The sequence below is a fragment of the Saccharothrix saharensis genome (assembly GCF_006716745.1).
GTDB lineage: Bacteria > Actinomycetota > Actinomycetes > Mycobacteriales > Pseudonocardiaceae > Actinosynnema > Actinosynnema saharense.
Window position 1 is genome coordinate 3845263 of the sequence record NZ_VFPP01000001.1, and the last position, 24671, is coordinate 3869933.

The window sequence follows — 24671 nt, forward strand, 5'->3', positions numbered from 1 at the left end:
GTGGCGCACCGTGGAACCAGCCGGCCGCCTCAAGCTCTACGCGTACCTGGACGCCCGTGATCACCAGCGCACCTACCTGGCGATCATGCGGTTGTTCACGTCCACGCTGCTGGCCGACCTGTCCGCGGGCGAGGTCGCGGGCGCGCTGGCGGGCGCCGAGCGGGAGGGCCGGGTCGAGCCGGGCGAGTCCCGCATCGAGAACGTGATCAACCGGCTGCGGCAGCTCGTCGAGTGGGGCAACCTGGTGCAGGGCAGGCGCGAGGTGGTGGCCACCAGCATCGCCGAGTTCCAGCACGGCAGCGTGCGCTACCAGGTCAGCAAGCTCGCCGTGCGGGTGCAGCGGGACGTGGACGAGCTGCTGCGCGTCCCCGAGGGTGCGCGGGAGGTGTCGCGGGAGCTGCTGCCCGCCGTGGAACGCGGCCTGGACCGGCTGGGCCGGTCGCTGTCGGAGGCGCTGATCAGCGGCGCGCCGCGCTCGCGGGAGGTGCTGGCCGAGCAGGTCACCACGCTGTTCCTCCAGCACGCCGAGCTGGCCGCGACCGTGCGCGACTTCTACGCCTACCTGGGCCAGGTCGTGACGCGGCACCACCTGGCGCCGGAGGAGATCTCCGGGTTCCGCAACCTGCTGGTCGAGTACATCCAGATGGTCGTGGAGGACGTGCTGCGGCACACCCCGGCCATCGCCGACGCCCTGGCCCGGGTGAACTCCGCCCGCTCGGAGCTGCTGCGGCTGCTGGGCCGCGCCGACCTGGGCGAGAAGGTGGAACGGGCGCGCGGCCGGTCACCGGAGGACTGGCAGGAGCTGACCGACTGGTTCGTGGACCGGCCCGGCCGGCCGAGCCAGGTGACGGCGCTGCGCGAGGCGACGGCACGCGCGATCGGGTCGCTGCTGGCGAGCGTGAAGCGGGCGACGTCCGGCGGCGGGCTGCTGCCGAGCAGGCGCGCCGAGCTGCTGAAGCTGGCCGCGTGGTTCGACTCGGGCACCCGGGAGCAGGCGCACGAGCTGTACGCGGCGGCGTTCGGGCTGCACTCCGCGCGGCACGTGTCGCCCGCGCCCGAGCACGACAGCGACAACGAGCGCACGCCGTGGCGGGACGGGCCGGTGGTCGACGTGCAGGTGAGCGTGCGCAGCCGGGGTGACCGCGGCGCGCGCGTGCGCACGTCGCGGATCCTGGACGACCCGATGACCGAGCAGTCGCTGCTGGCCGAGGCGCGGGAGGCCGACGAGCGGCGGGCGGCGTCGGTGGCGGAACTGGCGGCGGCCGCGCCCCGGCTGGCCGAGGCGACGTTGTCCGGCGAAGCGCTCGGCGTGCTGTGCGAGCTGCTGACGCTGGCGATGGCGCAGCGCGACACGGCGGCCGACTCCGGTTCGGCGACCGACCCGGTGCGCGGGCTGCGCGTGACGGTGGAGCACGCGGCGGGGCGTGCCACGCGGATCCGTTCGGCGGCGGGCACGTTGACGCTGCACGACTCGACGTTGGTGCTCGACTGATGTTCGACGACCTCTCCGAGATCGACGCGGCGAACGTGGTGCGCTGCGCCCGCACCCTGCTGCGGCGGCCGCTGCTGCGCGCCGACGGGCCGGACGGCGAGCTGCTGACCCTGGTCTACCGGCACCGGGCGGCGTTGCAGGACCTGTTCGCCGGGCTGCTGGGCTACCGGCTGGTGGTGGAACGGCGGTTCGCGCGGCTGTACAAGGCCGGGCCGGGCGCGGACGACTCGCGCGGCGTGCTCGCCATGTCACCGCGCGGGTACGCGTACGTGGCGCTGACCATGGCGGTGCTCACCGGGGTCGGGCGGCAGGCGCTGCTGTCGCGACTGGTGGCGGACATCCGCGCGGCGGCGGTGGAGGCCGGGTTGACCGTCGTGGACGACGTGGCCGACCGGCGGGCGTTGACGGCGGCGCTGCGGCACCTGGTGTCGTTGGGCGTGCTGCACGAGACCGAGGGCACGGTGGACGTGCAGGCCGAGGCGTTGATCACCATCGACACCGACCTGCTCGGCCAGTTGCTGACCGGTCCGGTGGCGGAGGCCGACTCGCCGGCGCGGCTGGTGGAGCTGGCCGCCCGGCCGGGTCCGCGCGGTGTCGAGCACGCGGTGCGGCGCAAGCTGGTGGAGAACCCCGTCGTGCTGTACGCGGACCTGCCGCCGGAGCAGGCCGAGTGGTTGCGGCGCAACCAGCGCAAGGAGTCGGCGCTGCTGGAGACGTGCTTCGGCCTGCGCACCGAGTGCCGGGTCGAGGGCGTGCTGGCCGCCGACCCCGAGGACTACCTGACCGACCTGTACTTCCCCGGCACGTCCACGGTGGCGCGGATCGCGCTGCTGGCGCTGCCGGAGCTGCTGGAGTCCGACCCCCTCGCCGGTGGACGGCACGCCGTGGACCCGGCGCGGCTGCGCGAGGTGTGCGCAGGGCTGGTCGAGGACTACCCGACCGCGTGGTCCAAGCAGTTCACCGACGACCTGGGCCGCCTGGTGGACGAGGTGCTGGAACTGCTGCGGCGCATGGGGCTGGCGGTCGAGGCGGACGACGGGTGGCTGCTCAACGCCGCCGCGCACCGGTGGCTGCCGGCGCCGGACGGCGACCCGGAACGCGAAGTGGAGCCGGTGGTCGTGCCGGACGTGCCCAGCTGGTCGTTGTTCGATGAGGAGACCGCGTGAACAGGTGGCGGCTGCACAGGGGCGGCATCGTCAACATCTGGCAGTACACCGAGCAGACGTTCGACTTCTCCGGTGGGCGCGCGATCTTCCAGGGCACCAACGGGTCCGGCAAGTCGCGCACGCTGGAACTGCTGCTGCCGCTGTGCCTGGACGGCGACCTGCGGCAGGTCGGCTCCAAGGGCTTCGACACGGTGTCGCTGCGGCGGCTCATGCTGGACGACTACGACGGCGGGCCCAACCGGATCGGGTACGCGTGGGTGGAGCTGACCCGCGGTGACGGCGAGTACCTGACCTGCGGGTTGGGCGTGAAGGCGTCGAAGACCTCGCAGGCGATCACCGACTCGTGGCGGTTCATCACGCCCCTGCGCGTGGGTCGCTCGTTGGCGCTGGTGGGCGCGGACCGCACGCCGCTGGGCCCGGCGCAGCTGCGCGACCTGATCGGCGCGGACTGCGTGCTGGAGGAGGCGGCGTTCCGCGCGCGCGTCGCCGAGACCGTGTACGGCGTGCCCGCGCCCCGGTACGGCGACCTGCTGCACCTCCAGCGGACGCTGCGCAACCCCGACGTGGGGTTGAAGGTGCTGGAAGGGCAGCTGGAGCAGATCCTGTCCGACGCGCTGCCGCCGCTGGACCAGGCGATGGTCGAGCAGTTGGCGACGTCGTTCGACGACCTGGAGTCGATCCGGGAGAACATCACGCGGCTGTCGTCGGCCGACACCGCGCTGGGGACGTTCCTCAAGACGTACTCCGACTACGCGTTCGGCGGGTTGCGGGCGGCGGCGGTCTCGCTGGGCGCGGCCGAGGACGGGGTGCGCAAGCTGGAACGGGCGTCGGCGCGGCTGTCGGCGTCGCTGGAGGAGACGCTGGCGGCGCGTGCGGCGGCGGAGCACTCGTTGGCGTCGCTGGAGGCCGGGGAGCAGCAGGCCGAGGAGACCATCGGGGCGTTGAAGGAGCTGCCGGCGTTCCGCGACCTGCAGGACTTGCAGACGCGCGAGAAGCTGGTGGCCGAGAAGCGCTCGTCGGCCGTGGCGGCGTTGGACATGGCGAACAAGCAGCGGTTGCAGGAGGACGGCGCGGTCGACGGCGTGCTGCGGCTGCTGCGGCGGCTGGCCGAGGACCTGGGGTCGGCGCAGGAGCTGGCCGAGCCGTTGCGCCACCACCTGCGCGCGGCCGGCCTGTCCCCCGCCACCGTGCCCGACGTGCCTGCCGTGTCCACTTCGGACGCCTCGGTGCGCACGGAGTCCGTGCGGGCCAAGCCGGACCCCGAAGCCGAACCGCTGCCGATCGAACGCCGCGTGCCCCCGGCCGTTCCGGTGGACGAGGCGACGTTGGTGGAGGTCGCGGGGCGGACGTCGGAGATCGCTTCGACGGCGCGGCAGCGCGGGGCGCTGGCGTTGGCGCTGGCCGCGCAGGCCGCCGAGCTGGACGCGGCGCAACGGCAGGTGGACGCGTTGCGGCAGACGGCCCGGGACGCGCAGCACGCGGCGACCGAGGCGTCGGCGCTGCGCAACCAGGAGGCGCGGGAACTGGCCGAGGTCGCCGAGACCTGGCTGGCCGAGGTCGACACCTGGCGCACCTCCGGTCCCCTGGCCGAAACCCGACCCGACACCCCTCTCCCCCTCCCCACGACCGCCGACCCCACCACCGCCCGCTCCCTGACCACCGCCGCTCGTGAGTGGGTGGGCCCCCTGGTCACGGCGGCCCGGGCCGAGGCCCACGCGGTCGCCCAGCGCCGGTCGACCCTCGTCACGTCGATCAACGCGCTGGACGCGGAACTGTCCGGCCTGCGCTCGGGCACCTCCCGCACCCCGGACCAGGGCCGCTTCACCTCCACCGACCGCGACCCGTCCACCGGCGCCCCGTTCTACCGCCTGGTCGACTTCCACCCGACCGTCGACGACCAGGCCCGCGCGGGCATCGAGGCGGCCCTGGAAGCCTCCGGTCTCCTGGACGCCTGGGTCGCACGATCGGGTGAACATGGCCCGACCATGTACGGAAACACCGTTACCGATACTCGGTTGAAAACGAGCGGCCCCGCCGAAACCACCCCCGCACCCCTGGCACCCCCGACCACCCCCGCCGCTCCCACGACCCCGCACCACGACGTCCTGGCCATCCCCGGCCCCCCGACCACCGGCCCCTCCCTGGCCACCGTCCTGACCCCGGCCGTCGAACCCCACTCCCCCGTCCCAGCGACGGTCGTGGCGGACCTGCTCGCCTCGATCTCCCTGCACACCCCCACCCCGACCGACCCCGCCGCCTTCGCGGTGTCCCCGGACGGCCGCTGGCAGGCGGGCGTGCTCACCGGCGCGTGGCACAAGGACGCGGCGGAGTTCATCGGCGCGGGAGCCCGCGAAGCCGCCCGCCGCCGCCGCATCGCGGAGCTGGAGGACGAGCTGGCCACCCTCCGCGCCGACCTGGGCGTGGCCGAAGCCGACCTGGCCGCCGCGCACGGCCTGGTCGAGCGCTGGGAGGTCCACCTCGACCGGTTCCCGGCCGACCGCGAGCTGGTCGCCCGCCACGGCCGCCTGCAGGCCGCGCAGGAATCCGCCGACCGGGCCGCCCGCCGGGCCGAGGAGCTGCGCGACGAACTCGCCACCGCCCAAGCCCGCGGCGAAGCGGCCGCGGCCGAGGTCGTGCGCCAGGCGGGCGACGCGGGCCTGCCCGCCACCACCGACGGCCTCCAGCGGGCCCAGCAGGCGGCGGCCGAGGCGCAGCGCACGGCCGATCGGCTGGGCGACGTGCTGCGCCGCCAGTGCCGCAGCACGGTGGCCGACCTGACCGACGCGTCCCACCGGTACCACGCGGCGGTGGAGGATCGGGTGGCGGCAGAGGCGGATGCGGAGGCGCGGTGCGTCGACTACGCGTCGCAGGCGTCGACGTTGGCCGAGTTGACCGACGCGATCGGCGGCGAGGCAAGGGAGATCGCCGACCAGCTGTCCACTCTGGAGCGTTCACGGCGCGGGATGCGCGAGGAGCTCAAGGGTGTGCGCGAGCAGGTCGCGTCGGCCCGCGAGCAGGCGGCGAAGCTGAACGCCCAGCTGGACACCTCCGCCGAGCAGCTCACCTCGGCCAAGGACGCCCTCACCCGCGCGACCGAGCACTTCAAGGCCACCGTCCAAGCGCCCGGCATCCTCGTCGCCGCCCTGCCGGACGTCGCCGAGGACGTCACGTCCGTGCGCGCCGCCCTGATGGCGTCCGACCGGCGCGGCGCGGGCGAGGCCACGGTGATCACCAAGCTCCAGGCGCTGCAGACCTCGCTCGCGGGCAGCCACGACATCGCCGCCGAGCAGCACGTCGGCCTGCTCACCGTCACCGTCACCGGCGAGGAAGGCGCCCGACCGGTCGCCGTCGCCGCCCGCCAGGTCACCGCGAAACTGGCCGAGCAGCGCGGTTTCCTCGACGAGCAGTACCAGAACATCTTCGCCGACTACCTGATCCGCGACCTGGCCGAGTGGCTGCGCGGCCAGGTCGCCGTCGCCGAGGACCTGTGCAAGCGGATGAACGAGGTGCTCGGCAAGGCCCGGTCGAGCCAGGGCGTGCACGTGAAGCTGGCGTGGAAGCCGTCGGCAGCGCTGGAGGAGGAGACGCGCGACGCGTTGGCGCTGGTCCGCCTGCCCTACGCGGAACGCGACCCGGAGCAGGACGCCACGCTGCGCCGCGTCTTCACCGAGCGCATCGAAGCCGAACGCGACGCGCACACCGGCAACTACGCCGAGATCCTGTCCCGCGCCCTGGACTACCGGACGTGGCACCAGTTCACCGTCACGGTCGCCGACACGGGCCCGGACGGCAACCCGCGCGAACGCCGGTTGCGCCAGCTGTCGTCCGGCGAGACGCGGCTCATCTCGTACGTGACGCTGTTCGCGGCGGCGGCGTCGTTCTACGACGCGGTGAGCGGCGAGTTCGAGCCGCTGCGGCTCGTGCTGCTGGACGAGGCGTTCGAACGGCTGGACGACCCGACGATCGCGCGCATGCTGGGGCTGCTGGTGGACCTCGACATGGACTGGGTGATCACCTGGCCGAGCGGCTGGGGCGTGTCCGACAAGATCCCCCGCATGCACATCTACGACGTGCTGCGCCCGAAGAACGGCCGCGGCGTGGCGTGCACGCAGACCACGTGGGACGGCGCGGCGCTCGACCGGGTCGACCCGTAGCGCGTCAGGCGGGGACCGGGCGGGCGTCGCGGTAGGCCCGGGCCGAGGCCATCAGGGCGTCGAGCGCGTCACGGGTGCGCAGCAGGTCGTCGATGTGCGCGGAGAGCCGGTCGCGTTCGGCGGCCATGCGCTCCATCGCGGCGTCGGAGTTCTCGTCGCTGGGCGAGTCGACGCACGGCAGCAGTTCGGTGATCGTGCGGCTGGACAACCCGGCCGCGTAGAGGCGCTGGACGAACGCGACCCGCTCGACGTCAGCCTCCGCGTAGTGCCGTTGCCCGCCGGCGCTGCGGGTGCTGGTGAGCAGTCCCTGCTCCTCGTAGTACCGCAGCGAACGGACGCTGACCCCGGTACGCGACGCGAGTTCGCCGATCCGCATCCCGACCCGACCTCCTGGTTGTGACTCCGGTCGCACGACTTGCCTCTCACATTGATGTGAGGTTTTAGCGTACCTGTCAGGCCCCTCCCGGGCCGCGACCAGTACGGAGGAGTTCGGCATGACCACGCTGTTCGACCGCTACCGCCTCGGCGGTCTGGACCTGCCCAACCGCGTCGTGATGGCGCCGATGTCCCGGGTCCGGGCCGCGGCCGGCGGCCTCGCGACCCCGTCCATGGCGGCCTACTACGCCCAGCGCGCCACGGCCGGGTTGATCGTCTCGGAGGGCGTGCAGCCCAGCCTGATCGGGCAGTCCAACCCCGGCACGCCGGGTCTGCACACCGACGAGCAGGTGGCCTCGTGGCGACCGGTGACCGACGCCGTGCACGTCAACGGCGGCCGCATCTTCGCCCAGATCATGCACGGCGGCCGGGTCTCGCACCCCGACACGACCGGGTTCCAGCCGGTCGGGCCGTCCGCCGTCGCCGCCGTGGGCGACGTGTTCACCCCGAACGGCCCGCGGCCCGCACCGGTGCCCCGCGCCCTCGACACCGCGGAGATCCCCGAGCACGCCCGTTCGTACGCCGAGGCGGCCCGGCGCGCCGTCGAGGCCGGGTTCGACGGCGTGGAGCTGCACGGCGCGAACGGCTACCTGATCTCGCAGTTCCTGTCGTCCAACGCGAACCTGCGCACCGACGCGTACGGCGGCTCGATCACCAACCGCATCCGCTTCGCCGTCGAGGCCGTCGCCGCGACGGTGGACGCCGTCGGCGCGGACCGCACCGCGATCAGGCTTTCGCCCGGCGGCACGTTCTGGGGCGTCGAGGAGACCGAGGTGCCCGAGCTGTACGCGGACCTGCTGGCCGAACTCGCCCGCTTCGACCTCGCCTACCTGCACTTGGAGGCCACCGCCGACGAGGACGTGCTGATCGGCCTGCGCCGCGCGTGGCCGGGCACCCTGGTGATGAACCCGGTGGTCCCGATGGGCCCGAAGCACACGGACCGGTCGGCCGCCGACCACTGGCTCGGCCTGGGCGCGGACCTGATCAGCTTCGGCCGTGCGTTCATCGCCAACCCCGACCTGGTGGAACGGCTCCGCACCGACCTGCCGCTCGCACCCGCCGACCTGAACACGTACTACCAGGGCGGCGACAACGGCTACCTCACGTACTCGGCGTTCCAGCACAGCGCCTGACCGGGGGCACGGCGTGCGCCGCTGGAGCACCCGGCTGGGGATGCGGTGGCGCACGCCGCCCGGAATGCACATCCTCGGGCCTGGTCGACGCACGGCATTCACGACGCGCTGTGTCCAAGAGCGGATGCGACACGAGACTCGACCGGCTGCCGCCCGACCGGCCGCTCATCGGTAGCATCCGCACGTGACGTTGAGCAATGCCGATGTGCACAAGATGTACGGCAAGCCGTCCTACGAGGAACTGTGGGACAAGGCGCTCAACGCCGTTGAGTCGAACCGGGCCGGTTTTACCCTGAAAACGGGTGACGTGCACACCGCCAACGACCTCAGCGGCTTGCTCGGGGCTTTCGACCAGCCCACACCGACACGGCGGAAATTGCGGCCCGGAACCCGCACGACGGTTACCGTCGCGGAGTTGGACACTCGATTACGCCGCGGCAAGTTCGGCAACGGCCTGCGAGAACTGCTGGAGACGCTCACCGGCCAACCGGTGGTGACCACAGCGGAACGACGGGAGATCTTCGCGGCCGAGTTGACCAAGGTTGGCCTGGCCGGCCACCCGTGGGTCGGCCCCTGGCTCGACCACTGCCAGAAGCCCCGATGCATGCAGTCCACCGAGGTGCGTGTCACCGCGCAACGCTGTGCGGCCATCCTGACCAGGCTCGTGCTCAATCCTCATACATATCCCGAAGAACACACACCGCTCGAAAGCCTTGCCGATATATACACGGGCGACTCGGCGGGCCTGGGCCCACGGCGACTGGTCGGACAGCTCGTCATGCGAGCGGTGTCTTCAGCACACTCGAAGCCGATACCGACGACCACGTACGAACGCTGGCTTTCTTGGCTTCGAGCCGGAGTGATCATGGATGACCAGTCGACCTGGGACGTTTTCATCAGTCATGCACACGAAGACAAGATCGGCTTCGTGCGTCCCCTCGCGACCGCGCTGCGCGAAGCGGGACTCCGCGTGTGGTACGACGAATACACCATGGTCCCTGGCGACAGCATTCGCGAGTCGATCGACAAGGGGATTCAGCGGTCGCAAGCCGGGCTGCTGGTGATGAGCCCGTACTTCTTCCGCAAGTTCTGGACGAAACAGGAGGTCAACGGCTTGTTCAGCATGGCGGCCGGCCAAGGCACCCGGCTCATCCCCGTACTCCACGGTTTGGACCACGAGGAGTTCACCAGGCACTCACCGATGTTGGCCGACCGGTACGCGATCCGGTCGGAAGTCGGGGTGGACGCGGTGGTGGACGGTGTACTGCGCGCCGTGGGCAAGCATTCTTAGAACACCCGGCTGGGGATGCGGTGGCGCACGCCGCCCGCGGCGAGGAACTCGGCGACCGGCAGGGTGGCCGCGCCGAGGGCGACCGACTCGGGGCCCAGCTCGCACATCGTGATCGACGCCTGCTCGAACGGTCGGTGCAGGGCGTGGCGGGAGGCTTGGGTGCGCACGTCGTCCAGGATGCGCGCGCCCAGCAGCAGCCCGGCCCAACCGCCGACGATCACCTGGGACGGGTTGAAGAGGTTGATCAGGTTCGCGATGCCCAACCCGGCGTACCGGGCGGTCTCGGCGAGGACGTCCCGCGCGGCCCGTGAGCCGTCCGCGACCAGTGCCGCCAACGCCGCCTCCTGCTCGGCCGGCACGTCCTTCTTGACCGCGCGGTACCGGTCGACGACCGCCGACGCGCCGATGTACGCCTCCAGGCACCCGTGCGCGCCGCACCGGCACGGGCGGCCGTCCAGTGCGACCGTCGTGTGACCCCACTCCCCCGCGCCTCCCGACGACCCGCGGTACAGCACGCCGCCCGTGATGACGCTCGCGCCGACGCCCGACCCGATCAACGCGACCACCGCGTCACCCGTGCCGCGGCCCGCGCCGAACCAGACCTCGGCCTGTCCCAGCGTGTTCGCGCCGTTGTCCAGGAACAGCGGCAGGTCGGTGCCGGTGCGCAGCGACTGTTCCAGCGCGACACCGCGCCAGCCGACGGTCTGCGCGTAGACCAAGCCGTGCTCGACCTGCCCCGGCACGCCGATGCCCACGCCGAGCACGTCGCCCACCCCGCTCTCGGCGAGGCACCTCTCGACCCCTTCGAGGACGCGCCGCGCCACGGCGTCGACGGAGTGGACGTCGGGCTCCATCGGGAACGTCGCCTCGGCCAGCCGCTGCAACGTCAGGTCGAACGCCTCCACGAGCACGTGCGTCTCACCGACGTCGACCCCGACCACCGCCGCGTGCGCGGGGTTGACCCGCAGCAGCACGCGCGGCCGTCCGCCGTCGGAGTCGACCTGGCCGGCTTCGACCACGACGCCGTCCGCGATGAGCTCGGCGACGACGTTGCTCACCGACGCCTGGCTGAGCCCGGTGACGCCCGCGAGTTCCTGCCGGCTGCGGGGTTGGTCGAAGTAGAGCGCGCGCAGCACCCGCGCGCGGTTACCGGCACGCAGGTCGCGCACGGTCAATCTGCGGTGCACGGCGACCTCCCATCGGGCGAGTTCGGACCACGGCCGCCGAACGGGCGTGTCGAAGTCCCGACGTTAGTCGGTGGCGAACCGCTTGGTGTCCCATTTGCCGTGCGCTTCCAGCAGTTTTCGCCCGATCCGCTTGAGATCCGCGACGTCGCGATCACTCAGCGCAGCGGCGAACTCCTCGGTGACCGAGTCGCGGTACGCGGGGGCGCTCGTGTCGGCCAGCACCTGACGACCGGCGTCGGTCAGCACGGCGTGCACGACGCGGCGGTTGTCCGGCGGCTGCTCGCGCGCGACCCAGCCGCGGCGCACCAGCCGTTCGACCAGTCGGGTGACACCGCTGGGGCTGACCGCGAGCAGGTCGGACAGCTCGGACATCAGCAGACGTCCGTTCATGTCGATCCGGTACAGCGCCTCGTGTTCCAGCAGCGAACAGCCGGCCACCGCTTCGATCCGCCGTTCCATGGCGACCCGCACCGCGTCCACGCCCTGCTGGACGTACAGCCACGCCAGCAGCGCGTCACTCGGCTTGTGCATGGCGGCACCCTACCAATATCTCACTTGACCTCAGAATACTTTTAGCGTCAACCTTTGCTCATGAAACCGATCCTGGTCACCGGCGCGACCGGCGCCCAAGGCGGAGCCGTGACGCGCGCGCTCCTGGCCCGCGGCCACCGCGTCCGAGCGCTCACCCGCGCACCGCACAGCGTTGCGGCACAAGAACTCCACCGCCTCGGCGCCGACGTCGTGCCCGGCGACTACGACGATCCAGCGTCCCTGCGCACGGCCCTGCACGGCGTCCGGGCGGTGTTCGCCGTGACGACGCCGTTCGGCAGCGACACCGCCACCGAGACCCGTCACGGCATCACCCTGGTCGACGCCGCGCGGGACGTGGAGCACATCGTGTTCACCTCGGCGTCCAACGCCGACCGCGGCACCGGCGTCCCGCACTTCGACAGCAAGCAGCGCATCGAGGAGCACCTGGTCACGGCCGGACCCCGGTGGACGATCCTCGGGCCGGCGGCGTTCCTCGACGACAAGTTCGGCGGGTGGACGGTGCAGGGACTGCGCGAGGGCATCCTCTACCTGCCCCTGCCATCGGACCGCGCGCTGCACCTCATCGCCGTGCGGGACGTCGCGGCCGCCGCTGTGCTCGCCTTCGAACAACCCGACCGGTTCGCGGGCAGACGACTGGACCTGGCCGGCGAGTCCCTCACCCCGGCGGGCATGGCCACAGCCTTGACCGCGGCCATCGGCCAGCCCATCCGCCACCACTGCCCGCCGCTGCACGTGGTGGCGCGGCACTCGACGGACCTCGCCGCCATGTTCGCCTACTTCACCGACGTCGGCACCGACATCGACCTGCGCCGACTGCACGCCGAGCTGCCCGAGATCACCTGGACCGGGTACGCGGACTTCGTGCGCACCCTGCCCTGGCCAGACCTGCTCCGCACCGCCTGACCGATGCCACCCGACCCGGCGCCACCCGACCGACGTCACCCATCCCGGCGAGCAGTTGGCGATCCGGGCACTCGTGCAGCCCCAGCCCGGCCGCGGACCACGTCGAGCACCCGACGCGACGGGTCGGAGTCGCCCGGCTGGACCACCGGCTGGCAGCCGAACTCGCGCAGCAGGAAGTCGCACACCAGCCACAGGTTGTCGTCGGCGGCGCCGGCCGACCGGACCGCCCGGCCTGCACCACCTGACCGAGGCCGCCTCGTCGGGTCAGCCTGCCGCCGCCCACGACTGGATCATCCGGTAGGCGATCGAGGCACCCGGCGCGAGCAGCAGGTCCGGCACGCTGCCCGGCTCGGCGAGCGCCTGCCGCACGTCGGCCCGGCTGACCCACTTGGCCTGCGCGATCTCGCCGTCGGCGAGCCGCAGGGGCTCGGCCGGGTCGGCGACCGCCTCGAACCCCACCATCAACGACCGCGGGAACGGCCACGGCTGGCTGCCGAGGTAGCGGATGCCCGCGACGACGACGCCGACCTCCTCCTCGATCTCCCGCGCCACGCACGCCTCCAGCGACTCGCCCGCCTCGACGAACCCGGCCAGCACCGAGTACCGCCCCTCGGGCCACCCCGCGCCGCGGGCGAGCAGCGCCCGGTCCGCGCCGTCGTGGACCAGGCAGATCACCGCGGCGTCGGTGCGCGGGTACTCCTCGTGCCCGCACTGCTCGCACACCCGCGCCCAGCCGGACTTGATCGAGTCGGTCCGCCCGCCGCACTTCGCGCAGAACCGCGCCGACCGGTGCCAGTGGAACAACGCCACCGCCGTCGTGAACAACCCCGCGTCGGTGTCGTCCAGCAACGCGCCGCACGCCCGCAGGTCGAGCCACTGCGGCTCGTCGGTCAGCTCCGGCCGGAACCACGCCCGACCGGCCGGAGCCTTGACGTCCGTTTCGTCCTCGGTCAGCGGAACCGCCCAGTGCGCCACGCCGTCCTGCTCGCCGAGCAGCACCGCCGTGTCCGGCGGACCGTCGCCGAACTCGGTGGCGGGGCGGTCGACCAGGCGGGACGCCCGGTCGGCCACCAACGTGCGGCCGTGCGCGTCCACGGTGAGCACGCGCGCCTTCGGCCACAACTGCGCGATCCGCTCCACGTCACCGCGCAACGGCTCCCGCCGGTCCACCGTGAACCGCGACAGGGCGGGCAGCTCCACCAACTCGAAGCTCACGGCAGGGTCACACCGCCCAGCGCGCGCAACTGCGGGGTCAGCAGCTCCGCGTCACCCACCAGCACGCCCGTGAACGCGGTCGGCGCGAAGAACTCCAACGCCACCTCGGTGACCTGCTCCACGGTGACGTCCGCGAGCCGGCCCGGGTGCCCGGTGAACCACTCCACGCCCAGGCCCAGCCCGGCGAGGTTCATCAGGAACGACGCCAGCCCGCCCTGCGACGACGTCGCGGTCAGCAGCGACCCGATCGCGTACCGGCGCGCGGTGTCCACCTCGGACTCCGTCGGCGGCACGAGGCCCAGCCTGCCCAGCTCGTACCGGGTCTCCAGCAGCGCCGCCGCGGTCACCTCGCTGGCCGTGTCGGCGTCCACCAGCAGCGTCGCCCCGCCCGGCGTGAACTCCGGGTGCGACCGCGCGCTGTAGGTGTAGCCCTTGTCCTCGCGGATGTTCTCCACCAGCCGCGACGAGAAGAACCCGCCGAACACCAGGTTCGCCAGCTGCAACGCCGGGTACCGGTCGTCGGTGCGCTCCAGCCCCCGCCCGGCGAGCCGGATCTGGGACTGCACCGCGCCGGGCCGGTGCACGAACAGCACGTCACCACCCCGCACGGGCGACAGCGGCGACAACGCCACCGCGGTGCCCTCGCCGGTCCAGCCGCCCAACGCGGCCTCGACCGCGCGCACCGCCGCGTCCGGCGCCACGTCGCCCACCACGACGACCACCGACCCGCGCGGCAGCACGGCCGACGCGTGCAGCGCCAGCACCTCGTCCCGCGTGACGGCCGCGACCTCCTCCGCCTCCGGCATCTCCTTGGCGAACGGGTGGTCGCCGTACAGGTGGCGCTGCAACGCCTCCCGCGCGATCACGTTCGGCTGCGACCGCGCCAACCGGATCCGCTCCACCAGCCGCGCGCGTTCCCGCTCGACCTCGTCGGCCGGGTAGGTCGCCCCGGTCAGCACGTCCCGCAGCACGTCCAGCACCGTCTCGAAACCGGACACCAGCGCGTTGCCGGACAACGCGAGCCGCTCCGGGTCGACCACCGCGTCCAGCTCACCGCCGACCAGCGCCAGCTCGGTGTCCACGTCCACCCGGCTGCGGGTGGCGGTGCCGGTGAGGATCGTGTTCGCCAGCACCTCGGCCCGGGCCGCGTGCGTCGAGCCGACGCTGCTCGCCGCCGGGTCACCGAACGGGATCCGCAGCCGCACCTCGACCAGCGGCACCGACGACCGGCGCACGGCCAGCACCCGCAGGCCGTTGGCCAGCGTCGTGTCGACCGTGTCCAGGTCCGCCGCCGCCCGCTGCTCGCCCAGCTCGGGGAACGGGCGAGGCCCTAGCTCCGTACGGCCGATCTCCTCGGCGCTGCGGTGCTTGGTCGGGGCGCTCACTCGTTACCTCCACTGGCGGGCTTGAGGGTCAGGACGGCGCGCGAGTCCGGCCGCAGCGCCTTGGCCGCAGCGGCGACCTCGTCGGTGGTGATGCCGGCCAGCTTGTCCGGCAGCTCGTACAGCAGCTCGGCCCGCCCGAACAGCAGCTCGGCCGACCCGAGGCCCAGCGTCCGGCTGGTGAGCCGGTCGTGCTCGCGGTGCATGGTCGACACCCAGCGGGCGGTGACCTTCGCCAGTTCCTGCTCCGACGGCCCTTCCTCGGCCAACCGCAGCAGCTCCTCGTCCACGGCCGCGAGCACCTGCTCGGAGGTGACCTCCGGCGGGTGGATCGCGGTGATGCTGAACGTGTCCGGGTCGCGCGCCTCCAACGGCCCGAACAGGCCGCACCCCGCGCCGACGTCCACCACGATCGCGTCCCGGTGGACCAGCCGCTGCTGCAACCGCGACCCGTCACCGTCGGTGAGCACCCCGGCCAGGACCAAGTAGGCGAGGTAGCCCTCGACCTCGGTCACCGGGTCCGGGATGCGGTAGCCCACGGCGATGGCGGGCATCGGCGCGTGCTTGTCGGTGTGCTCGGCGCGCAGCTCGCCCTTCGGCGGGGCCTCGGCGAACGACGGCCGGGACGGCACCGGACGGGCGGGCACGTCACCGAAGTGCTTCTCGACGAGAGCCTTCGCCCCCTCGGGGTCGAAGTCGCCCGCCACCGTCAGCACGGCGTTGCCCGGCGCGTAGTAGGTGTCGAAGAACGCGGCGCAGTCGTCCACGGTGGCGTTCTCCAGGTCGGTGAAGTCGCCGTAGCCGTTGTGCGCGTTGGGGAACGTCTGGAACAGGACCGGTGGCAGGAGGATCCACGGGAACCCCCCGTACGGTCGGTTGAGCACGTTGAGCCTGATCTCCTCCTTCACCACGTCGATCTGGTTGCGCAGGTTCTCCTCGGTGAGCTTCGGCGCCCGCATGCGGTCCGCCTCGAGGAACAGAGCCCGCTCCAGTGCCGCCGACGGCAGCACTTCGTAGTAGTCGGTGTAGTCGGGGTGGGTCGACCCGTTGAACGTGCCGCCCGAGGACTGCACGTGCCGGAAGTGGGCCAGCTTCTCCAGGCTCTCGCTGCCCTGGAACATGAGGTGCTCGAAGAGGTGAGCGAAGCCCGTCCGCCCCTCGGGCTCGGAGCGGAAGCCCACGTCGTAGTGCACGCTCACCCCGACGACCGGGGCGCTGCGGTCGGGTGCGAGCACCACCCGCAGACCGTTGGGAAGCGTGAACCTGTGCAGTTCGGGTAGCGCCATGAACGCAGCCTACGGGTTCACACCACTACCGGGCGCGATGGTCGCCCACCCACCGAAGCGCCCCGCTACGCCCAGCGCGAACCGACCGGCACCCGACCGGCCGACCAGCGGCTCGACGGCCGATCCGGGACCGGGCGCACGCCTGCACCGGTCCGGACCACCGCCTGTCTCATCAGGCCGGCCACCCGGTGGAGCCGGCGCGCGTGGACACCGGATCGGCCTCGGCCCTGAATCCCCGCGAACCACCACCCGCCGCCCGCGGGGTGGTGTTCGGGGATGGGTCCATCGTCGAACCTCTGTTCGAGGAATGCAAGATCACGTTCGGGTGAACTCAGCCGCGCAGCGACCGCAGGTGCCCCGCCTGCGCCAGCACGCCGTCCACCGCGCCCAGGAACACCGGGAACCGCTGCGCGAACCGCCGCAGGTCACCGCCCTGCTCGGCCTCGCCGAACCAGTACAGCCCCGGCCGCGTGCCCGCGAACGTCGCCAACCACCGCTCGGTCTCCCCCAGCACCACCGCGTACGGCAACGACCGCGAGAACACCATCTCCCGGTCCGACTCCGGGATGTCCTGCGGCGTGGCCGTGTGCAGGTACCCGCGCAACCCGCGCACGTGCTCCAACAGCACGCTCCCGCGCTTGGTCCGAGCGGGCATGGTGCGCGCGCCCACCGCCAGCGCCACCCCGGCGACCACCACCACCAGCCCGAACAACGCCGCCCCGCCGACCAGCGCCAACACCACCGTCGACGCCGCGCCCAGCACGCCGATCCCGACCCCGACCCACCACCACAGGTTCCGCTCCGCGTCCGGCCGCCGCGCGAACCAGTTCTTCGCCACCACGTCGGCGTACAGCTCGTCCCGCACCAGGGAGAGGTCGATCCGCCTGCCGCGCAGCTCGGACAGCGTCACCGCGTCCACGCCGTCGGGCAACAACGCCTCGTACACAGCGCGCTCGTACCCCGACAACGACGGGTCGGCCGGGTTGCGCCGCACGAACCGCCAGTCGTGCCCGTCGACCTCCTCGATCCACACGTAGTTGCGCACGGCGAGGTCCACGATCGTCGCGGTCACGTCGACCACGTCCACGTGCTCGTCCACCACGGTCCCCACCTGGCCCGGCAGCACGCCGTCGGGAGACGCGAACGCCACCCGCCCGGAACCGTCCGCGACCAGCACGTTCACCGGCCCGACGTCCCCGGCCAACGCACGCGCGTCACGACCCCGGAGGTACCACAACAACAACCCGCCGCACAGCAGCAGCACGACCAGCCCACCGAGACCCGCGCCGGTCAACGGGGTCAACGCGAACGCGGCCGCCAACCCCGACGTCTCCTCGACCCGCGCGTTCGCGGGCGCCGCGCCCTCCTGCAGCCCCACGGCCACGTCGACCCGCTCACCGGCGGCCAGGCCGATCTCGTTCGCCCGCACGCCACGCCCGTCGCCCAGGTCCGCGCTGGTGCACGGCTTGGCCGTGCCCGGCTCGCCGGCCAGGCAGTTCACCGACCGCGGCGCGTCCGGCGTGATCACGGAGACCTTCACCGAGTCGAGGTCGGTGTCCCAGCCGCTCGCCGGCTGCCAGCGCAGCTCCAGCGTGTCGCCGATCCGCGCGACCGCGCCGACCACCGAGTACTTGACGGTGGACGTGCCCGCCCGGAGCGCGATCGTGAGCTCGTCGTCGGATCCCGCGGCGGTCCCGTTGCCCTCCACCGCCACGTCCCCGACCTGGAACACCCGCTCGCGCTCGGCGGACACGGGGACGCGCAGCGGCACGACCCGCGTGGCGGTCCGGCCCTCGGGAACGGTGACCACCTCGGTCACGGTCAGCCTGCCGTCGCGCTCCAGCTTGAGCCGCACGTCCGCGCCGACCGTCCCGGGCAGCCCGGCCGTGCTGCCCGGTTGCGCCGACGCTGTGCCGACACCCGTGCACAGCGCGACCGCGCAGAGGGCCGCCGCTCCCCAGTTTTTCAACACGGCCGCGGAGAATAGCGGAGTTCCCCTAAGCTCTTGTGCTGATTCGGGCATCCGCGATATGGGGGACCACCAGCGATGACGCAACCACCGCCGCCGGGTGGCTGGCCGCCGCCACGACCGGTTGGGCCGCCGCCGGTGCCCGCCCCGCTGCACCCCCAACAGCCCCAGCCGACCCGCCCCTGGCCCGCACCGCAACAGCCCCAGACCGGCCCCCAGCCCCAGCAGCCCCCGCCGCACGTCCAGCAGCCGCACCCCCAGCAGCCGCACCCCCAGCAGCCCTGGCCGCCCGCCCGGCCCGCCATGCCGCCGCCGATGGCCGCGCCGCAGCCACCGCCCGTGAACTGGGGACCGCCGCCCGGGCCGCCCCCGGGATGGGGTCCGGCGCCGATGCCCTACCCGCCGCTGCCGCGCCAGAAGAGCAAGGGCCCCCTGGTGGCGGTGCTGGTCGTCGGTTTCCTCGTGCTGGGCGTCGCCACGATCGGCATCCTCGCCGCGTCCAACGGCGCGAAAGAGGCGAGCGACTCGGGCAACGCCGGGTACGCGAGCTACACGTACACGCCCGAGCCCACCACGACCACGTCCACCACGACGACGACCACCACGGAGAGCAGCAGCAGGCGGTCCACGTCGACCAGCACGCCGAAGGCCGGCCCGAAGGCCAGCATCACGCTGGGTGACAACCCGATCCACGCCGCGGGGCTGGGCGCGTTCAACATCGCCGGCTGCTCCCTGCCGGGGATGGACTACTCGCCCGCGGGCCAGGACCGGTACCTCCGCGCCGCGCTGCCGTGCATCGAGGCGATGTGGAAGCCGTCGTTCGAGCGCGCGAACCTGCCCTACCAGCCGGTGGAGCTGGTCATGGTGACGTCCCAGATCACCAACACGTGCGGCAACATGGGCCCGGACCGCACCGCCATGTACTGCGACGGCACCATCTACTGGACGCCCAACCACTACGCCAACGAGCAGGGCTCGGCCAACCCCAACCACCCGGGCAAGTACCTGGGCCAGCTCGCGCACGAGTACGGCCACCACATCCAGTGGCTGTCCGGCATCCTGCGGGCGTCCAGCCAGGCGCAGTACGAGAAGGGCGGCTGGGACACCCCCGAGGGCCTCGACCTGAACCGCCGCAAGGAGCTGCAGGCCACCTGCTTCGGCGGGATGACGCTGGCGCCGCTGTCGCACGGCGCGGTGCCGGCCGACGTGATCTCGGTGGCCCTGACGGACGCGGGCAACCGGGGCGACTACCCGATCTACCCGAACCGGGACCACGGCGCGCCCGAGCGGAACGCCGCGTGGGTCAACCACGGGTTCAAGAACAACGAGACGAGCGCGTGCAACACTTGGGTGGCGAGCGCGGCGGACGTCAGCTGACCCGACTGGAGGACCGTGCACACGCCCGAGGAGCCCAAGAACAACCCGATCGTCCTCATCGGCGTGTTCTCGTTGATCGTGTTGTGCGTGCTGGGCCTCGGCGGCATCACGCAGCTGGAGACGTCCCGCCGGATCAACGGCCGGCCGGTGGCCGCGCCCGGCGTGACCGGCACCCAGGCGGCCGAGACGGAGGCGCCGCGGCCGCGGGCCGTGCACCGGCTGGCCGACCACCCGCTGCTCACCGCGCCCGTTCGGCTGCCCGTGGTGGCGTGCACGTTGCCGGGGTTCGGGGTGTCGGACGCGGAGCTGTCGGCGTACTACAAGGCCGGGGTCGGGTGCCTCGACCAGGCGTGGCGGCCGGTGCTGGAGCAGGCGAACCTGCCGTTCAACCCGCCCGCGCTGGACACGTCGCCGGACCTGGTCGAGGGGCCGTGCGGCTCGGCGCCCGCGGAGAGCGAGGCGGTCGCGTACTACTGCGGCCGCAACAGGACCATCTACATGCCCACGCGGCGGCTGCGTGACAACGGCGGCGGTGAGCGCGCCGGGTCGCACCTGGCGACGTTGGCGCACGAGTACGGGCACCACGTGCAGGCGTTGAGCGGGATGCTGCGCGCGGCGGACAGCAAGATCGTCTCGGCGGGTGAGGAGACGCCCGCCGGGCTGGAGATGTCGCGGCGGATCGAGCTGCAGGCCAACTGCTTCGCCGGGATGTTCCTGGTGGCGGTGTCCGAGTCGATCGGGACCGGGTTGGCGCAGGAGGCGGCGGACGACTTCCAGTACGCCGTCGAGGAGCCGCCCGAGAAGAACGCCCACGGCAGCCCGGACAACCAGTCCGAGTGGGCGTCGGCGGGGTTCACCGCGGGCGTGACGACGTCGTGCAACACCTACGCGGCCCCGGCGGAGGACGTCGGCTGAGAGCGCCTGGTCAGCAGGTAGGCGTAGAGGCCGCCGGCGAGACCGCTCAGGCACATCAGCAACGTGGTCAGCCGGACTTCGAACGGCATGCCGACGGGTGTGCTGGCCGCCGCTTGGACGGTGAGCTCGCCGTCGGTGTCGGTGGGGACGACGACTTCGACGACCTCGTCGCGCTGGTGGCCGCAGCCGTCGAGCTTGGCGGTGTGCTTCCGGTCACCGACCGTGAGTTCGACCCGGTCGTAGGCGTCCGCGGCGCCGCAGGAGGCCGGTTCGACGACGGTGGCGGTGGTCCGCCGGACCTCGGTGGACGCGCGCGGCCACCACAAGGCGACCGCTGCCGCGACCGCCAGCAGGCCCGCGACCAGCAGCACCAGCGCCCACCTGACCGGGCTTCGCGGAACCGCCACAGCGTGGATGGTCGCAGACGGGGTGGCGGGTTGTCGTGGGGGCCGAGGCGACGTGCGCCCCCGTGAACATCACCCGATCGTGATCTTGCCCACCCTCGAACTCCTGTTCGATACTCGACCCATGCCACTCATCCCGAAATCCACGGAACCCCAACGTCCCCGAGCCCGTCGCCGGATGCCGCACCGGGCGCCACGACGAGATCTCCGACCTTGGACATGTCGGTCGCGCCTGAGACGGCCCGATCCACGACCGGGCCGTGCCGAGCGGGCACCACCGGCGTGGGTCTGACCGCACACCGCCCTGATGACTCTGGATGTTCGTCCACTTCCGACCCGGACACGCGCACGCGCCGGCTGTCACCGCCCGACATCGGCGCATCCCTCGTGGATCGCAGCGCCCTCATCCTTCGCTCTTCGCCACGAGACGAAGCGCAACCGCTGGAACCGCCCACTGTGCGGAGCGCAGCCGATCCGCCCACTTGTCCGACTCCCCCGAGCCCACGATCCTCACCGCCGGGTCGCGGCCGGGGCCTACAGACGGCCGGTCTCTCCCGTCCGCGCCCACGTCGAGGGAGACCGGCCCCTACGCCGGCACATCGCTCGCCGCGCCACCGTTCGCCTGACGCATCGGCCACCGGTGGCACTGGAACCCACCAAGCAGCAGCCTTGGCGTGGTCTCGGCGCCGGCGACGAGCAGGATCGCGATGATCAGCCGCCGAACAGGGCCGGGCAACCGCAGCCGACCCGCACCCCCACCGGGCCACTGAGCGGGCCGTCCAGCCAGCCCACTCGTATCCGAGTCCCACAGGGATGCCGTCCGCCGGCACAGACCGCACCATCGAATTGGAGGAACCAGCAATCCCATCCGATGCCCGCCAACCGAATGCTTGCCGTCCACAGTCGCGCGCGGCGGCAACCTGGATCGCGGTGTCCAGGAACCCCTCGGGTCCACGCTCGGCCTTGACCGGGCTGCCACAAGCCTGCTGAGCGGCCCGTCGTCCGGCCATCCCCGCTCGTGCTGGACAACCGTCAGCTCACCAGGCACATCGACGGCCTGTGCCCGCACGAGGTCGCTGAGCGGCTCGCGGTCCGTTCGGCCCCGCGCATGCTCGATCCACACGCGGTCGTCGTCCGCCAGGAGGTCATCACCAGACCGAAGAAACGGTCGTTCAACGGAAGCCCGCCGATCCAACCCCTCGGGGCCGGGCACTCGCCGGCGACGTGTGCCCCACGAGGTCGCTGAGCGGCGCGTCGCCGCAGTCCTGCCGACCCGTGCTTGCGGTTCGTTGTCACGGCCGGCGACGACGAACCGCAAGGTCGTCACCGACGGTGCGGTCGAGGGAGAGTCACTTGTCCGAGCCCGTCGCGGCCTCACGGCTGCGTTGGGCGACGCGACGCAGAATATGGAGGTGTCGACTGCTGCCAGGGTGCTGGTGATCGAGGACGCGGAGGCGATCGGTGCCGCGGTGAGTTCCGCGTTGCGCGATGCGGGGTACCAGGTGTTGGTCCGGCCGGACGGTCGTGACCTGGAAGGCGAGCTGGTCCGGTTCCGGCCGGACCTGGTGGTGCTCGACGTGATGCTGCCCGGTCGGGACGGCTTCATGCTCCTGGAGGTCATCCGGCGGGCGTGTGGGGCCGGAGTGGTGATGCTGACCGCCCGGGACGGGGTGTCCGATCGGCTGCGGGGGCTTGACCGGGGTGCGGACGACTACGTGGTGAAGCCGTTCGTGCTGGCCGAGCTGGTCGCCCGGGTGAGCGCGGTGCTGCGGCGGCTGGGGCGGACGCCGTCCACGGTGCAGATCGGCGACTTGGTGGTGGACGCCGACTCGGCGGTGGTGCTGCGGGGTGACGTGTCGATCGAGTTGACGGCCACCGAGCTGCGTCTGCTGCGGTACCTGGCCGCGCAGCGGGGGCGGGTCGTGGGCAAGACGCAGATCCTCACGGCGGTGTGGGGGTACGAGGACTACGACCCGAACCTGGTGGAGGTGCACGTCAGTGCCCTGCGCCGGAAGTTGGAGGAGCACGGGCCGCGGTTGCTGCACACCGTGCGCGGGCTCGGGTACGTGCTGAGGGCGGACGAGGCGTGAGCTTGCGGACCGTCTCACTGCGACGACGGGTCACGCTGTCCGCGATCGGCGTGCTCGGCGTCGTGTTGGTCGGGGTCGTGCTGTTGGTGGACGCGCTGTTCGCGGCGCAGTCCAAGCGGGACGTCGACACCGCGTTGCTGGAGAAGGCGCGGGTGGCGCAGCAGCTGGTCAAGCAGCAGGTGCGCGGGGCGGACCTGGTGGACCGGCTGGAGGGCCGGGGTGTCGAGGTCCGGCTGGTCATGCCGGACGGGACGGTGTTCGGGCACGCGCCGAACGAGGAGGTGGCGAACGAGGTCAGCAGGCAGTTGGTCGACGGGTCGACCATCACGGTGTACGCCGAGTCGTCGGTGATCACGGCGGCGCAGGCCAGGCTGCGGCGGTTGTTGCTGTTGGCCGGGATCGGGGCGCTGGCGGTGACGGTCGGGGCGATGGTGCTGGTGGTCGGGCGGGCGTTGGCGCCGTTGGACGCGATGACCACGCTGGCCCGGTCGATCGCGCGCGGCAACCGGGGCTCTCGGCTCAACCCGTCGCGGGCGGACAACGAACTCGGGCGGACGGCGGCCGCGTTCGACGACATGTTGGACTCGTTGGAGGGATCGGAGGAGCGGACGAAGCGGTTCGTGGCCGACGCGGCGCACGAGCTGAGGACACCCATCGCGGGTGTGCAGGCGGTGGCGGAAGCGCTGATGCAGACGGCCGGCGCCGGGGAGCGGGAGCGGTTGAACCTGCTGCTGGTGCGGGAGTCGCGGCGGGCCGGGCGGCTGGTGGACGACCTGTTGGCCTTGGCGCGCATCGAGGCCGGTCTCGAACTGCACCGGGAACGGGTCGACCTGCTCGCGCTGGCCGAGGCGGAGGTGGGGCGGACGCAGTTGCTCGCGCCGGACTTCGACATCGCCGTCGAGGGTGAGGCGGCGTTCGTCTCCGGCGATCCGCAGCGGTTGGCGCAGGTGTTGGCGAACCTGGCCGACAACGCCCGGCAGGCCACCGGGCCGTCCGGCCGGGTGCGGCTGCGCGTGTCGAAAGCGGGCGGGTTCGCTCTGCTCGTCGTGTCCGACAACGGTCCGGGCGTGCCACCGGAGGACCGGGAACGCATCTTCGACCGGCTGGTGCGGCTGGACGAGGCGAGGGATCAACGCTCGGGCGGCTCGGGTCTCGGCCTGCCGATCGCGCGTGGTGTCGTGCGGGCGCACGGCGGCGAGCTCTCGTGCACCGCACCCGACGGGACGGCCGAGCCCGCCGCTGTGCTGAGCATCCCCACCGCTCGGCACGGCCCGGTCGCCGACCTGCCCGACGACCGACGTCCGACCAGGGACACGCCGGGCATCGACACGCCGGGCACGGACACGGATGGCGACCGGCCGAGCCCGGCCGACTTCGGGAGAAGGAGGTGCGAATCGACAGAAGCCGAGCAGGGTCCTGGCCCGACGCGGCCGGACCCGGTCACCGGCCTGCCGGCGGGACGCACCACGGCCACGCCCCGCCGAGCCATGGGCACCGAACGGCCTGCCTCGGAACGGGTCGCCGGCGACGCCCAGGATCACCGCCCGACCACGGACGCCCGAGCCGGGGACACCCGAGCCGGGGACACCCGAGCCGGGGACACCGGACGGCCCGGCGTGGTGGCGCGGGTGGGTTCCGGTGGTGGGATCGACGGCGAGGGGGTGCGGGAGGCGGTCGGGGCGGTGTTCGAGGTGCGGATTCCGTTGGCGGAGTGATCCGC

Annotated in this window: 18 protein-coding genes; 10 read left to right on the top strand and 8 right to left on the bottom strand. The window is 72.5% G+C overall.

Annotation, left to right across the window (positions count from 1 at the left end):
• Positions 1–10: 10 nt before the first annotated feature.
• Genes FHX81_RS16515 through FHX81_RS42610 form a run of 3 tightly spaced genes read left to right on the top strand, consistent with a single transcriptional unit; the run spans position 11 to position 6812 of the window.
• Positions 11–1492 carry a DUF2397 domain-containing protein gene (locus FHX81_RS16515; protein WP_141979014.1) on the top strand — a complete coding sequence of 494 codons (1482 nt, stop codon included), beginning with the start codon at positions 11–13 and terminating at the stop codon, positions 1490–1492.
• Positions 1492–2658 carry a TIGR02678 family protein gene (locus FHX81_RS16520; RefSeq protein WP_141979015.1) on the top strand — a complete coding sequence of 389 codons (1167 nt, stop codon included), beginning with the start codon at positions 1492–1494 and terminating at the stop codon, positions 2656–2658. The genes FHX81_RS16515 and FHX81_RS16520 overlap by 1 nt, the downstream gene beginning before the upstream one ends.
• Positions 2655–6812, top strand: a complete 4158-nt coding sequence (locus FHX81_RS42610) for an SbcC/MukB-like Walker B domain-containing protein (RefSeq protein WP_141979016.1) — start codon at positions 2655–2657, stop codon at positions 6810–6812. Before FHX81_RS16520 ends, FHX81_RS42610 begins: the two co-directional genes overlap by 4 nt.
• A gap of 4 nt (positions 6813–6816) precedes the next feature.
• Here the strand turns inward: FHX81_RS42610 and FHX81_RS16530 are convergent, their stop codons facing one another.
• Positions 6817–7188: a MerR family transcriptional regulator gene (locus FHX81_RS16530; protein ID WP_141979017.1), complete on the bottom strand. Its 372-nt coding sequence runs from the start codon at positions 7186–7188 to the stop codon at positions 6817–6819.
• A 118-nt stretch (positions 7189–7306) separates the two neighbouring features.
• Between FHX81_RS16530 and FHX81_RS16535 the strand changes: the two genes are divergently transcribed.
• Both FHX81_RS16535 and FHX81_RS16540 read left to right on the top strand, forming a co-directional pair.
• Positions 7307–8380 (top strand): alkene reductase, encoded by a 1074-nt coding sequence (locus tag FHX81_RS16535; RefSeq protein ID WP_141979018.1) that lies wholly within the window; start codon positions 7307–7309, stop codon positions 8378–8380.
• 184 nt (positions 8381–8564) lie between these two features.
• Positions 8565–9671: a TIR domain-containing protein gene (locus FHX81_RS16540; RefSeq protein WP_141979019.1), complete on the top strand. Its 1107-nt coding sequence runs from the start codon at positions 8565–8567 to the stop codon at positions 9669–9671.
• Here FHX81_RS16540 and FHX81_RS16545 read toward each other — a convergent pair.
• A complete protein-coding gene (locus FHX81_RS16545) occupies positions 9668–10858 on the bottom strand; it encodes an ROK family transcriptional regulator (protein WP_141979020.1) in 1191 nt (396 codons plus the stop codon). The two genes, FHX81_RS16540 and FHX81_RS16545, sit on opposite strands and share 4 nt — an antisense overlap.
• A gap of 63 nt (positions 10859–10921) precedes the next feature.
• Positions 10922–11389 carry a MarR family winged helix-turn-helix transcriptional regulator gene (locus tag FHX81_RS16550; protein ID WP_141979021.1) on the bottom strand — a complete coding sequence of 156 codons (468 nt, stop codon included), beginning with the start codon at positions 11387–11389 and terminating at the stop codon, positions 10922–10924.
• Positions 11390–11449: 60 nt separating this feature from the next.
• Between FHX81_RS16550 and FHX81_RS16555 the strand changes: the two genes are divergently transcribed.
• On the top strand, positions 11450–12313 hold the full coding sequence (locus FHX81_RS16555; protein ID WP_141979022.1) for an NmrA/HSCARG family protein: 864 nt from the start codon (positions 11450–11452) through the stop codon (positions 12311–12313).
• A 264-nt stretch (positions 12314–12577) separates the two neighbouring features.
• Here the strand turns inward: FHX81_RS16555 and nudC are convergent, their stop codons facing one another.
• The 4 genes from nudC to FHX81_RS16575 form a co-directional block, all read right to left on the bottom strand.
• Positions 12578–13528, bottom strand: coding sequence for an NAD(+) diphosphatase (gene nudC, locus FHX81_RS16560; protein WP_141979023.1), 951 nt, complete (start codon positions 13526–13528; stop codon positions 12578–12580).
• A complete protein-coding gene (locus tag FHX81_RS16565; protein WP_141979024.1) occupies positions 13525–14913 on the bottom strand; it encodes a M16 family metallopeptidase in 1389 nt (462 codons plus the stop codon). Before FHX81_RS16565 ends, nudC begins: the two co-directional genes overlap by 4 nt.
• Entirely contained in the window at positions 14910–16196 is a 1287-nt protein-coding gene (locus FHX81_RS16570) for a M16 family metallopeptidase (RefSeq protein ID WP_141979025.1), read from the bottom strand. Before FHX81_RS16570 ends, FHX81_RS16565 begins: the two co-directional genes overlap by 4 nt.
• Before the next feature lie 331 nt (positions 16197–16527).
• Positions 16528–18168 carry a DUF2207 domain-containing protein gene (locus FHX81_RS16575; RefSeq protein WP_141979026.1) on the bottom strand — a complete coding sequence of 547 codons (1641 nt, stop codon included), beginning with the start codon at positions 18166–18168 and terminating at the stop codon, positions 16528–16530.
• Positions 18169–18555: 387 nt separating this feature from the next.
• Here FHX81_RS16575 and FHX81_RS16580 point away from each other — a divergent pair, with 387 nt between their 5' ends.
• Positions 18556–19542 (top strand): neutral zinc metallopeptidase, encoded by a 987-nt coding sequence (locus FHX81_RS16580; RefSeq protein ID WP_141979027.1) that lies wholly within the window; start codon positions 18556–18558, stop codon positions 19540–19542.
• 15 nt (positions 19543–19557) lie between these two features.
• Positions 19558–20457, top strand: a complete 900-nt coding sequence (locus FHX81_RS16585) for a neutral zinc metallopeptidase (protein ID WP_141979028.1) — start codon at positions 19558–19560, stop codon at positions 20455–20457.
• On the opposite strand, the gene FHX81_RS16590 is transcribed toward FHX81_RS16585, so the two are convergent.
• Complete coding sequence (locus FHX81_RS16590; protein ID WP_141979029.1) at positions 20427–20864, bottom strand: hypothetical protein; 438 nt, start codon at positions 20862–20864, stop codon at positions 20427–20429. The two genes, FHX81_RS16585 and FHX81_RS16590, sit on opposite strands and share 31 nt — an antisense overlap.
• Before the next feature lie 1403 nt (positions 20865–22267).
• On the opposite strand from FHX81_RS16590, the gene FHX81_RS16595 reads away from it, so the two are divergent.
• Complete coding sequence (locus tag FHX81_RS16595; protein WP_141979030.1) at positions 22268–22951, top strand: response regulator transcription factor; 684 nt, start codon at positions 22268–22270, stop codon at positions 22949–22951.
• Positions 22948–24666 carry a sensor histidine kinase gene (locus FHX81_RS16600; protein ID WP_246107846.1) on the top strand — a complete coding sequence of 573 codons (1719 nt, stop codon included), beginning with the start codon at positions 22948–22950 and terminating at the stop codon, positions 24664–24666. Before FHX81_RS16595 ends, FHX81_RS16600 begins: the two co-directional genes overlap by 4 nt.
• Positions 24667–24671: the final 5 nt, after the last annotated feature.

What these genes read in the sequence shown, in the direction of transcription:
- FHX81_RS16520 (WP_141979015.1), top strand. Translation starts at nt 1,492, where the DNA reads ATGTTCGACGACCTCTCCGAGATCGACGCGGCGAACGTGGTGCGCTGC.
- FHX81_RS16530 (WP_141979017.1), bottom strand. Translation starts at nt 7,188, where the DNA reads ATGCGGATCGGCGAACTCGCGTCGCGTACCGGGGTCAGCGTCCGTTCG.
- FHX81_RS16535 (WP_141979018.1), top strand. Translation starts at nt 7,307, where the DNA reads ATGACCACGCTGTTCGACCGCTACCGCCTCGGCGGTCTGGACCTGCCC.
- FHX81_RS16550 (WP_141979021.1), bottom strand. Translation starts at nt 11,389, where the DNA reads ATGCACAAGCCGAGTGACGCGCTGCTGGCGTGGCTGTACGTCCAGCAG.
- FHX81_RS16555 (WP_141979022.1), top strand. Translation starts at nt 11,450, where the DNA reads ATGAAACCGATCCTGGTCACCGGCGCGACCGGCGCCCAAGGCGGAGCC.
- FHX81_RS16570 (WP_141979025.1), bottom strand. Translation starts at nt 16,196, where the DNA reads ATGGCGCTACCCGAACTGCACAGGTTCACGCTTCCCAACGGTCTGCGG.
- FHX81_RS16580 (WP_141979027.1), top strand. Translation starts at nt 18,556, where the DNA reads ATGCCCTACCCGCCGCTGCCGCGCCAGAAGAGCAAGGGCCCCCTGGTG.
- FHX81_RS16595 (WP_141979030.1), top strand. Translation starts at nt 22,268, where the DNA reads ATGGAGGTGTCGACTGCTGCCAGGGTGCTGGTGATCGAGGACGCGGAG.